The organism is Neisseriaceae bacterium CLB008 (assembly GCA_041228285.1).
GTDB lineage: Bacteria > Pseudomonadota > Gammaproteobacteria > Burkholderiales > Neisseriaceae > JAGNPU01.
In genome coordinates this window covers 1,468,933-1,481,074 of record CP166133.1, presented here as the reverse complement: position 1 = coordinate 1,481,074, position 12,142 = coordinate 1,468,933, and the positions used below count along the sequence as shown (strand labels likewise).

Below are 12,142 nucleotides of genomic sequence, written 5' to 3'. Positions count from 1 at the left end.
GCCTATGTAGTTAAATGGTAATATCTATCATTATCATTGATTGTACGCCCTATAGCCAGAATAGTGAATGATTTCTTCTGGCTATGGAGCTAGGTTGAACTTAATCTACTAGGGGCCGCCGTGCCAACATCTTCAAAAACCACACGCTTAAAGCCGCACCGCATAGAGCCATGACCATGCCCACTAGGGAAGGTGCTTTGAAGCTTAAGCCGAAAACCATAGGCAAACCGCCGAGAAAGGCACCGAGGGCGTTACCGATATTGAAGCAAGCTTGGCCTGTGGCGGCGGCGATGGTTTCTGAGCCGCGAGCGTTGCCGATCAGCATCATCTGTAACGGTGCGCTGATGATGAACGCGCCAAAGCCGGTGATGAATGACATGAGGTAGGCTAAAAACACATTGCCGGCGCTTAAGTACACCAGCAATAGGCATATGGCCATGCTGATAAAGGCGCCGATGGCGGCCTTGGTGGGGGCAACGCGGTCGGCGAGGCGGCCGCCGAAAATATTGCCAAAAAGCATGCCTAGGCCAACTAAAATCATGATAAAGGGCACGTGGCGTTCGCTGATGCCGGTTTCCTGAGTCATGAGTGGGGCGATGTAGCTGATCCAGGCAAAGAGGCCGCCGGTGCCGATGGAAATGATGGCGATCAGCAGCCAAGCTTCTTTACGGGCAAAGAAGGATAGCTGATGGCGCATCGACATATTGGACTTTGGCGCCAGGTTGGGGATCCAGCGATGGGTGGCGTAGAGCGTCACTAAGCCAAACAGGCTGATGATGAAAAACGTCACCCGCCAAGAAAAGTGTTGGCCGATGAAGGTGCCTATGGGTACGCCGATGAGGTTGGCCAGGGTGAGGCCGGTGAACATAGTGGCAATGGCCTGGGCTTCTTTGCCTTTGCTGGCGAGCTGGCTAGCAACAACGGCGCCGACGCCAAAATAGGCACCGTGCGGTAGGCCGGCCATAAATCGGGCCAGTAACAGCGTGTTGTTGTCTGGGGCGAATACAAAGAGGCCGTTAAAAATGGTAAACATCAGCATGAACAGCATGAGGATTTTCTTGGGCGCCATTTTGCTGGTCAAGACCACCAACAAGGGGGCGCCAATGACCACGCCGAGGGCGTAGATGGAAATGTAGTGGCCGGCGCTGGGGATGCTGATGTTTAAATCACGGGCAAATTCTTCCAATAGCCCCATCATGGTGAATTCGGTCATGCCAATGGCCAAACCGCCGAGGGTTAGGGCCAATAAACTTTTTTTGATCATAGGGATGCTTGTCGCGAGTGGTTAGGGGTGGGGGTAACGTGACGCCGCAAAAAGCGGGCGGATGCCAACCCTTAATGGTAACACTAAATGATTTCAGCCCACAAATGCCCAGCCGCTGGAAGCGTTATGTGTTTAGGTTGGCGAGAGGGAGACGTTTGGGCCATTTTGTCGCGTGGTGCGGATGTTAAAAAAACGGGTAGAAACAGAATGTACATGAACATTTTGTCCAATTAAAATAATCGCTTCAGCCCTTATGAGGCACTGGGTTTAGGCGTATAATGATTGGTTTTATTCGAATAGTAGGTAAGGTGTCCTCATGCAGTGGAAATTCTCAGCGCGCGCCCAGGCTTTTCAAAGTACGGCCATTCAAGAAGTGTTAAAAGTGACCGAACAGCCCGATATTATTTCATTTGCTGGCGGCTTGCCTTCTGCCGATGCGTTCCCAGTGCCAGAAATTCAAGCGGCGGTGGCGAAGGTCATGAGCGGTGCTGATGTGTTTGGCGCTTTACAGTATGGGCCAACCGAGGGTTACGGGCCATTGCGTGAGTGGGTGGCGGCACATGTTTCAAGCGATGGCGTAGCGGTGACGGCAAGCCAAGTGCTGATCGTGACCGGTTCACAGCAGGCTTTGGACTTAATTGGCAAGGCGTTGATCGATGACGACAGTACGGTTTTGGTCGAAACGCCTACCTATTTGGGTGCATTGCAGTCGTTTAATCAATACGCACCGCGCTATGTGTCGGTGGCTTCGGACGAAGAGGGCTTAGATCCTGCGGCCTTGTCGCCAGAATTGATGGCCGATGCGCGCTTCTTGTACACCATCCCTAACTTCCAGAACCCAACCGGTCGTCGCATGCCTTTAGCGCGTCGCCAAGCGCTGGCTGCTCAAGCTCAGGCGCAGGGTTTAATTGTGGTTGAAGACGACCCCTACGGTGAATTGGATTATGAAGGCAATCGCTTACCCAGCTTGTATAGCTTATCGCCTGAAAACACGGTGTATTTGGGCTCGTTTTCTAAAGTCTTGGCGCCGGGCTTTCGCCTCGGCTACATCGTGGCCTCTGAAACCTTCATTAATAAATTAATCCAGCTGAAGCAGGCAACCGATTTAAATACCCCTAGTCTGACCCAGCGCGTGGCTTATGAAGTGGTGAAAGATGGCTTTTTGGCGCGTCACATTCCAGCGATTCGTGCGCTCTATTCGGCTCGCTGCCGTAGCATGTTGACGGCGTTGACTCAATACATGCCCACCGGCGTGCGCTTTACCCAACCAGAGGGCGGTATGTTTATTTGGCTGACCTTGCCTGAACACATCAATACTTCGGTGCTGCTGGCTAAAGCCATCGAGCGTAAAGTGGCGTTTGTGCCTGGTGAGCCATTCTTTGCCACCGACGTGCAGCACAACTGCCTGCGTTTGGCCTTTGTGACCGTAACCGAAGACAAAATCGATGCGGGCATCAAGATTTTGGCTGAATTGATCCAAGAAATGCTTTAAGCCCTACGCATCATCAGGCATAAAAAAACCGCAGAGCCTATTCATGAGGCGCTGCGGTTTTTTGTGGTCGATCTTAACGCGGGGTTTGGATCTCGCTGACTTCGGGAATGGTTTTCTTGACTTCGGAAAACTCATTGTGGGTGTCCATGTCTTGCTTCACTTTTTCGACTTTAGCTTCAGACTCTCGGTGCTCTTGGGCTGAACGTGATGGCTGTGGATGGCTGGGCTCGTTCAAAATACGCACCTCTTGCTGTGGGAACGGCATTTCAATGCCGTGCTCTTTAAATTGGTGCCAAATGTCGAGCATGATGGCCGATTTAATCCCCAGCATGCCTAAAGAGGGATTTTCAACCCAGTAGTTAAGGCCTAGATCGATGCCGGAGTCACCAAAGTTTTTAATGTAGGCAAAAGGAGCAGGATCTTTTTGAATGCGCTGGTGTTTGGTGGCGGCCTCGTTTAATAAGGTTAAGGCTTGCGGAATGTCGGTGCCGTAGGCGACGGCCACATGGACGGAGTCGAGAATGGCAGTGTCGGTAAAGGATTGGTTGATGACGGTGTCGGCGATGAAGCGTTCATTCGGCACCAGAATCTCGGCGCCGTCGGTGCCTTTGAGGACGACGTAGCGAGAGTTGATGCGTGAGACATAGCCCACTCGGTTATCGATGAGGAGACGGTCGCCGACGCGGATGGAGCGGTCTAGTAAAATGATGAAGCCAGACACATAGTTGCTGGCAATTTTTTGTAAGCCAAAAGCCAAGCCGACGCCAAGCGCGCCCCCAAATACCGAAATAATGGTCAGATCAATGCCGACCATGGGCAGGGTGATGATGACGGCTAAAATGATCAAAATGCTGCGCACTAATTTGCTGATGACGAACTTAGAGTTAAGATCGACATTGCGCATGCCCATGACACGCTTGTCTATGGTGCGCCCCAGCGACAATGCCGCAATGATGGCCACGCAGACCCAAAGTAGGCCGGTGGCCAGCATCATCAGGCTTAGGGAGGATGAACCTATGGTTAAAGACGTGCGGTTCAGCCAATCAATGACCACGCTGTCTAGGCCGATTAGCCACACTACGTAGCCGCCCCACAAGAGGCCGGCTAGAAAATACTCCAAAGAACGTTCTAAAAACTTATTCGGTAACACATGGCTGATGACGGCCATGATGGTGCGCACACCCGCCAGCCATGGTGAAATCACGGCTGCAAGTAGCAGCCATAAGGGTTGCAAGCCGGCTAAATGCCATAGATAGGCGACGATGGAGCTAACCACGCAGACCGATAGCGGCCAAACGATGCGATGCATGATGTGGCGGCCCAGATTGAGGCGGGCATTGGGCGTTTCGCGCTTGGACAACCAATTGAGAACGAAGTGACGCACCACCAGGCCGATGGCAATGGCCAAGAAAAATTCAATCCAGCCAGCGGTGCTGTTAAAGCTTTGCTCCAACAGATTGCTGGCAAACATTTTGCGTTGATCGGCTAACATAGGCACCTTGATAGACGGCGGTTGTTGGGATACTGGCATTATAGAGGAAACCGCAAACTTTATGCTATTTCTTTAAAGTGAAAAGCCTCATGTTGCGGCACATGAGGCTTTTAAGGGCGCTGTAAACGGCCTATTGGCTACATTGGTCAAGCAGCGCTTCGATGCTTTGATAGGGTCGGCCGGAGTGAGTGGTTAAGCCAATCTGGCAGGTTTTACTCATGGAGACGCCGTGCTGGCAGCTTTCTGGCAGAGCTTGGTTAAGATTGCGTAAACCATTGGCATTAAGCTCTGGCAGGCTAAAGCCTTTGCTGCCGGCAAAACCACAGCAGGCTATATCTGGCGTGGTGAGGCTGTTAGTACAGGCGTTGGCCAAGGTTTTTAAGGCATGCCCAGCGCCCATTTTGGTGGCAGAGCAAGGAATGTGTAAGGCCAGCTCGGGCAGTGGCTTACTGAGGGTGAGCTTAGGCAATACCTGTTCGGCCAGAAAACTGGCGGCGTCGTAGAGCTGTAGTCGGGCATCGATCAGGCCTTGTTGCTGTGCCTCTTTCACTCTTAAGGCGCAGGGCGCGTTGTCTAGATAAACGGGATACAGGCCATAGTTAGATGCCGATAACAGTGCCTGATTCAACGAGGTGGCGCTGTCGCTGGCGGCCGAGGCGGCCTTGGCCGATTCAAAGGGTTGGCCGCAACAGAGCTGGTTCATTTGGTCGGGATAGATGGCGTTAAAACCGGCTTTCCGAAACAAATTTAAAGTATGTTGGGCCAAATGTTGGCCGGGTGTACGACCATCTCCTTCGGCCACCACGCGGTTAACGCAGGAAACAAAATACACCACTGGATCACAACCATTGACGCTGGCTTGCGGCAGCTTGGGCGCCGCCTGAGGCAGGCTGAGGGGCACGATAGGCAATGTCGGATAGCGACGGTGGGCTTTTTGGCTGAGCTGATGAGCGGTGTCTAGGCCCACCATGTGGGCGGCCTTGATGCCGAAGCGCGCTAAGGCTGTGGTGCTGGCCATGTGGTTTTTGACCCAGTTGGCGGCGCCGAGGCGTTTGCTTTCTGGCCGGAGCTGCTTGATTAGGGTGCCCGTATTGATGCTGACTGGGCAGCGCGTCGCACACATGCCGGTTTCGGCACAGGTTTGGATGCCCTTGTAGTCGAAGCTGTCTTGGTAAGCGTTCAATAAGGAAGGGCTGAGGCCTTGGCGCGAGAGCTGGCTGAGGTAGCGATAGGCGGTGATGCGTTGTCTCGGCGTAAGGGTGAGGCCATTAGATGGGCAGGCCGGCTCGCAAAAGCCACATTCCATACAGTGGTCGATCAGTTCGTTGGCCTGAGGCATGTCTTTGAGCGAGCTGACGTGAATGCGCTCATTGCTGCTGATGATGACGTCGGGGTTGAGGGCGTTATGCGGATCGAGCAAGGTCTTGAGGTCGCACATGATGGCATAGAGCTCATCGCCCCATTCGGTGCGCACAAACGGCGCAATATTGCGGCCGGTGCCGTGCTCGCCTTTGAGGGAGCCTTGGAAGTCAATTGCCACCAGCTGCGCCAGTGCCTGCATGAAGTCTTCAAAGCGCTGAACTTCGGTGGGGTCGTCCATCATCGGCGTCAAAATAAAATGCAGATTGCCCTCAAGAGCATGGCCCATCACCATGGCCTCATCGTAGCCGAACTGGACTAATAGCTGGGTTAATTCGCGCACGCCTTCGGCCAGACGCTCAATGGGGAAGACCACGTCTTCGGTGATGAGGTTGCTGCCTTTGGGGCGGCTGCCGGCCACGATGGGTAAATAGCCTTTACGCACGGCCCAGTATTGATCGGTGATGGCGTGATCGGTTTGAAATCCGGTGTGTTCGGCGTAGTCAAAGCCTTTTAATAAGGCATTGATGGCGCTGATTTGCTGTTGCAGTAAAGCGCCGTTTTCGGCCTTGGTTTCAATTAATAAGCATGCGGCATCGTCGTCAAAGTCGGCATAGAACAGGCTGGGTAAGCCGCTTTTTTCACGGCCGATGTAGCGAAGGCTAAGGGCATCGAATAGCTCTACCGCATCCACTTGATCTTGCTGGCGTAGTGCCGTCACGGCACGACAGCAGGTATCGAGTGATTCAAAAAAGATGAAGGCCGAGGCCTTATTTTGATGATCGGGTACGGTGTGATAGACCACTTCTGAAATAAAGCCCAGCGTGCCCTCTGAACCAATCATCAGATGGGTGAGCATGTCGATGGGGTCGTCAAAATCCAGTAAGGCATTGATGCCGTAGCCTGTGGTGTTTTTCATGCGGTACTTATGCCGCACGCGCTCGGCTAAGGCGGGATTTTCCTTAATGTTTTGCGCCAGTGTCTGTACTTGGTTCAATAATGGACCGTGGCTGTGCCTAAAGACATCGATGCTGGCCTGATCAGCTGTATCCAAAATGGCGCCGTCGGCGAACACTATACGCAGGCTGTCTAGGGTGTGGTAACTATTGGCGCGCGTGCCGCAGCACATGCCACTGCTGTTGTTGGCGGCGATGCCGCCAATGCGGGCGGTATTGATCGACGCTGGATCGGGGCCGATTTTACGCCCAAATGGCAATAGGGTTTGGTTGGCGGCGGCGCCGATGACCATGGGGCCTAATTTGATCCTGAGGCCGTCGTCTAAAACTTCTTGGGTCAGGAAGCCATCTCCCATCAAGACCAAAACGGATTGGGAGCAGGCCTGGCCAGACAGCGACGTACCTGAGGCGCGAAAGGTCACCGCGACTTGATGGCTTTGGGCTAAGCGCAGGATGGTTTGGACTTCGGTTTCGTTGTGGGCGCGCACCACCACTTGGGGTACGTAGCGATAAAAACTGGCGTCAGTGCCATAGGCATAGCGGCTGATGAGATCGCTGTGAATTTGCGCCGCGGGTAATACTTGGCCCAGCGCTTGGATAAAGGCCTGGTGGGCAGCGTCAATCGGGTGTTCTTGGGTCATTTCTGGGCCTTTGAGGCTTACCGTGGTGAGGTTTGGGGTGGTCATGCTGTTCCTTTTTAGACGCTTTATTTTTTTGTGCTGCTCCATGTCATGTGCTCAGACAGCGGCAGCTTATTCAGGAAATAGAGGGTTAATCTAGTAGCAGCACCGCGGTTTGTCAATGTGGCCTTGCTCGGCTGCGTCAGGATTTACCGCTTTTAGTGGATGATATAAGAGAAATGGGGCAGTGTTGGGCGCCAGCTGCACCCGCCTTGAAGGTCGTGGCGCAGCTGGTTTTTAACGGGTAAATAATATAATGCTCCACGGCATGACGTAGGCTTGAAGTACCGTCATGATACCGACGAAGGTACAGAAAATCAGGCTGTGCTTTAAGGTAAAGCGAAACAAGCTGGATTCTTGCCCAACCAGCCCCACTGCCGCGCAAGCCACCGAGATAGACTGCGGTGAGATCATTTTTCCGGTGACGCCGCCGGTGGTGTTGGCCGCGACAAGGAGCTCGGGAGACACGCCGATCTGGTGGGCGGTATTGCCCTGTAGCGCGCCGAATAAGGCGTTTGAAGACGTATCGGAACCGGTTAAAAAAACGCCTAGCCAGCCTAAGAACGGTGAGAAAAATGGAAAGGCCACACCCGTGCCGGCCAAAACCAAGGCCATGGTGGATGACATACCTGAATCATTGGCGACAAAGGCAAAGGCCAATACGAAACCAATGGATAAAGCTGGCCATTTTAAATTATTGAGGTTTTGTAGGAACAGCCGGCAGGCTGTGGCCGGCTTCATGCCAACGATGGTTAATGAAATCAGCGCGGTGATGAAAATGGCCGTACCTACGGCACCCAAGATGTTCCAGCTGTACACCACTGAATAGGTGCTGGCGTCGGCTACAATCGGTGCGGTTTTCGCAATCATGTGGCTGATGGGTAGCTCAAACGTCAGGGTACCCATGGCTAATAGCGTCTTGACGCTGGGTAAGGTCCACAGCACCACCATGGCGGTGAGGATGATGAAGGGCATCCAGGCTCGGCTCAGCTGGCCGAAGCTAAAAGCACTGGGTACTCTGGCGGCCTTGGTGTCTAAGCCAGGGAGCATACCTTCAAAGGTAAAGCGTTCTTTGGGCTGCCAGTAACGCAGGAATACGGTTAAGGCAAATAGGCTGACCAGTGCCGACGTAATATCGGGGAGTTCGTGGCCAATAAAGTTAGCGGTCAGAAACTGGGTGATGGCGAAGGTGATGCCGCAGACAAAGGCTGCCGGCCACGTTTGACGCAATCCACGCCAGCCGTCCATCATGGCAATCAGCCAAAAAGGCACGATGATGGACATTACCGGCAGCTGGCGCCCAGCCAGTTGCCCGACATCATAGGGGTCTAGCCCTGAGACTTGTGCGGCCACGGTGATGGGAATACCCATTGCGCCAAAGGCTACGGGCGCGGTGTTGGCGATGAGGCATAGGCCTGCTGCGTAGAGGGGCTTAAAGCCGAGGCCGACTAATAGCGCGGCGGTGATCGCCACCGGCGCACCAAAACCCGCCGCGCCTTCTAGAAAAGCACCAAAACTGAAACCGACCAAGAGCAGCTGAATGCGCTGATCGGCAGTGACGCTAATGATGGAGGCTCGGATGATGTCAAACTGGCCAGACTCGACCGTGATGCGATACAAAAAGACGGCGGTGATGATGATCCATGCCACGGGCCACAAGCCATATACAAAGTCGTGCAGTGCTGAACTTAAAGCAAGGCTGGCGGGCATTTGATAGGCAATGATGGCCACTAAAAGAGCGAGGATTAAGGTGCCCAGTGCCGCCACGTGGCCTTTGAGTTTAAGGACGGTTAAGGCTGCAAAAAAGAATATGATCGGGATGGCAGCTGCCAGAGCCGACCAGCCGAGGCTACCCCCTAACGGGGTATAAGATTGTGACCAAACCATGTTGCATCTCCTTTAAGCAGAGGGAGTACTGCAAAACTTAAGGAGCTCGACTGCATTGATCGAGCAGGGCTTCGATGCTGTGGTAAGGCAGGCCGGAATGGCTGGTTAGGCCAACCTGACAGGTTTTACTCATGGACACGCCATGTTGACAGGCCGATGGCAAGAGCCTGGGGAGATTACGTAGTCCATTGGCGTTAAGTTCGGGTAGGGTAAAGCCTTTGAGCCCAGCAAAACCGCAGCAGGCAATATCGGGTACGCTGAGGGTATCTGTGCAGGCTTGAGCCAGCAACTTTAATGCTGCGCCCGTATGCATCTTGCTGGCCGAGCAGGGAATGTGTAGGGCCAAGTGGGGCAGCGTTTGATGGATGGTGAGCTGGGGTAAGACGTGTTGGCTTAAAAATTCGGCGGCATCGTAGAGGACTAGCCGACTGTCGATCAGGCCTTGCTGTTGTGCTTCTTTAATGCGTAAGGCGCACGGGCCGTTGTCCAGGTAAACAGGATGTTTACCTTGTTTTGAGGCCTGTAATAGGGCGTTATTCAGTGCTTGGGTTGCTGTGGCCGCCACGCTGTTGGCCTTGGCTGAGGCGAAAGGCTGACCACAACATAGTTGGGTTAGGTTGGCTGGGTATATGGCCTTGAAGCCTGATTTCTTAAAGAGATTCAGTGTGTGGCTGGCCGTGTGGCGATCCGCGCCACGTTCACCTACTTCTGCCATGACGCGGTTGACGCAGGAAACAAAATACACCACCGGTTGATGGCCTTGAATGGTATCGCTACTGGGTAATCTAGGAGAGGCGGTGGGCATGCCCAAGGGGATGATGGGCAAGGACGGATAGCGTCGATGAATGGCTTTGCTGATGCGCCCGGCCGCCGGTAGGCCAATGCCGTGGGCGGTTTTGAGGCCGAGTCGCGCTAAAACACTGAGGTTGCTCAATTGTTTTTGGGCGTGTGCCATTGTGGTGATGTTGGGGGCGTCTTGCCGCAGTTTGTTCATCAGGCTGCCGGTATCGATGCCTATTGGGCATCGGGTGGCGCACATACCGGTTTCGGCACAGGATTGAATGCCTTTTAAAGCATAGCTGGCCTGATACTCCGCCAAGACCTCGGGTAGGGTGTTGGGATGACGCTTGAGGGCGCTGAGGTAGCGATGGGTGGTGATGCGCTGGCGCGGCGTGAGGGTGTAACCGTTGGCCGGGCAGGCTGACTCGCAAAAGCCACATTCAATGCAGTCATCGACGATGGGGTCGCTCACGGGCATGTTTTTGAGTGAGGTGACGTGGAGTCGCTCGTTGGCGTTGATCAAAACCTCTGGGTTTAAAATGCGATCGGGGTCGAATAAATCTTTAATGGCGCACATCACCGCGTATAAATCATCGCCCCATTCGGTGCGCACAAATGGCGCGATGTTGCGGCCAGTGCCGTGTTCGCCCTTAAGCGAGCCGCCGTAGTCTATTGCCACAATGTTTGCTAAATCTTGCATGAAGTCATCGAAGCGCTGCACCTCTTTGGGCTCATCCATGTTTGGGGTCAGAATGAAGTGTAAATTGCCTTCGAGGGCGTGCCCCATGATCATTGCATCATCGTATTCATACTGTAGGAATAACTGCGTCAAGCGGCGAACGCCCTCGGCCAGTCGTTCAATGGGCAGCACCACGTCTTCGGTAATAAAACTCGTGCCTTTGGGGCGGTTAGCGGCAGAAATCGGCATCAAGCCTTTTCGTACAGCCCAGAATTGATCGCTAACCCCATGATTGAGCTGAAAACCAGTGTGAGCCACTGGCCCAAATTCAGCCAACAGTTGATCAATGGCGTTGATTTGTTGCAGAAGTAAATCAGAGTTGGGTGCCTTGGTTTCAATCAGCAAACTGGCCGCATCGTCGCTGAAGTCAGCATAAAAGAAGTCGGGCAAACCCGTTTTTTCTTGGCCAGTGCGGCGAATGCTTAAGGCATCCAGTAGCTCAACGGCATCGACGGTGGCGCGTTTTCGTAGCGCAGTCACGGCTTGGCAACAGGCTTCTAGTGAGTCAAAAAACACAAAGGCTGATGCCTTGTCTGGATAGTCTGGCACGGTTCGGTACACGGCCTCGGAAACAAAGGCCAGAGTGCCTTCTGAGCCGATGATTAAATGCCACAGCATGTCTATTGGATCCTCAAAGTCAACCAAAGCATTGACGCTGTAGCCAGTGGTGTTTTTCATCTGATACTTGTGGGCGATGCGCCGCATCATGGCGTCATCTTGGCGTACGTGCTGAGATAAAGCTTGGAGCTCAGCTAATAGGCTGGCATGGCTGAGTCGAAACGCAGCCACGCTGGCGTCGTCGGCCGTATCCAAAACAGTACCATCGGCCAAGACGAGGCGCATGCTGTCCAAGGTTCTGTAGGTATTCTCTTTGGTGCCGCAGCACATGCCGCTGCTGTTGTTGGCCACGATGCCGCCTATGCGGGCGGTGTTGATCGAAGCAGGGTCAGGGCCGATTTTTCGATGATAGGGCGATAAGGTGGCGTTGGCCGTCGCACCGATCACCATGGGCCCCAGACGAATCTTCAAACCATGGTCTAAAATTTCTTGGGTTAAAAAACCATCACCGAGCATGACCAAGACGGAGTCGGTACAGGCTTGCCCTGAAAGTGAGCTGCCAGAGGTTCGAAACGTAACGGCAACCTGATGGCGTTTAGCCAAAGCCATACACAAGCTGACTTCGGTTTCATTATGGGCGCGTACGGCAACCTGTGGCACATAACGATAAAAACTGGCGTCGGTGCCATAGGCATAGCGGCTGATGGGATCGGTGTAGATTTGCTTTGCTGGCAGGCCTTGGGCGGCCAATGCGTCGGCAAATGCCTGATGGCGAGCATCTGGCGGGGGAATGATGTGCATAAGGGCTCCTTCGTCAGGCTATTTTTTTAATGGTTTTATTATGCTTTATGTATAATTTAAGATGGTTGCAAAGATTCGTCAAGCACGATCATGACTTTTTAGTTGTGTTCGGTCGTCCTGTAAGTTGTTGTTAT

The 12,142-nt window shown here is 53.5% G+C and carries 6 protein-coding genes; 1 reads left to right on the top strand and 5 read right to left on the bottom strand.

The annotated features are described in order from the left end of the window. Positions 1 to 100: 100 nt before the first annotated feature. Positions 101 to 1,264 (bottom strand): MFS transporter, encoded by a 1,164-nt coding sequence (locus tag AB8Q18_06780; GenBank protein ID XDZ52763.1) that lies wholly within the window; start codon positions 1,262 to 1,264, stop codon positions 101 to 103. A gap of 316 nt (positions 1,265 to 1,580) precedes the next feature. On the opposite strand from AB8Q18_06780, the gene AB8Q18_06775 reads away from it, so the two are divergent. Further along, a complete protein-coding gene (locus AB8Q18_06775) occupies positions 1,581 to 2,756 on the top strand; it encodes a PLP-dependent aminotransferase family protein (GenBank protein XDZ52762.1) in 1,176 nt (391 codons plus the stop codon). 73 nt (positions 2,757 to 2,829) lie between these two features. Here the strand turns inward: AB8Q18_06775 and AB8Q18_06770 are convergent, their stop codons facing one another. The 4 genes from AB8Q18_06770 to AB8Q18_06755 form a co-directional block, all read right to left on the bottom strand. After that, positions 2,830 to 4,248: a mechanosensitive ion channel family protein gene (locus tag AB8Q18_06770; protein ID XDZ52761.1), complete on the bottom strand. Its 1,419-nt coding sequence runs from the start codon at positions 4,246 to 4,248 to the stop codon at positions 2,830 to 2,832. A 130-nt stretch (positions 4,249 to 4,378) separates the two neighbouring features. Continuing rightward, a complete protein-coding gene (locus AB8Q18_06765; GenBank protein XDZ52760.1) occupies positions 4,379 to 7,249 on the bottom strand; it encodes an FAD-binding and (Fe-S)-binding domain-containing protein in 2,871 nt (956 codons plus the stop codon). A 231-nt stretch (positions 7,250 to 7,480) separates the two neighbouring features. Then, a complete protein-coding gene (locus AB8Q18_06760; GenBank protein XDZ52759.1) occupies positions 7,481 to 9,130 on the bottom strand; it encodes a lactate permease LctP family transporter in 1,650 nt (549 codons plus the stop codon). A gap of 37 nt (positions 9,131 to 9,167) precedes the next feature. Then, entirely contained in the window at positions 9,168 to 12,008 is a 2,841-nt protein-coding gene (locus AB8Q18_06755) for an FAD-binding and (Fe-S)-binding domain-containing protein (GenBank protein XDZ52758.1), read from the bottom strand. Between the last annotated feature and the right edge of the window lie 134 nt (positions 12,009 to 12,142).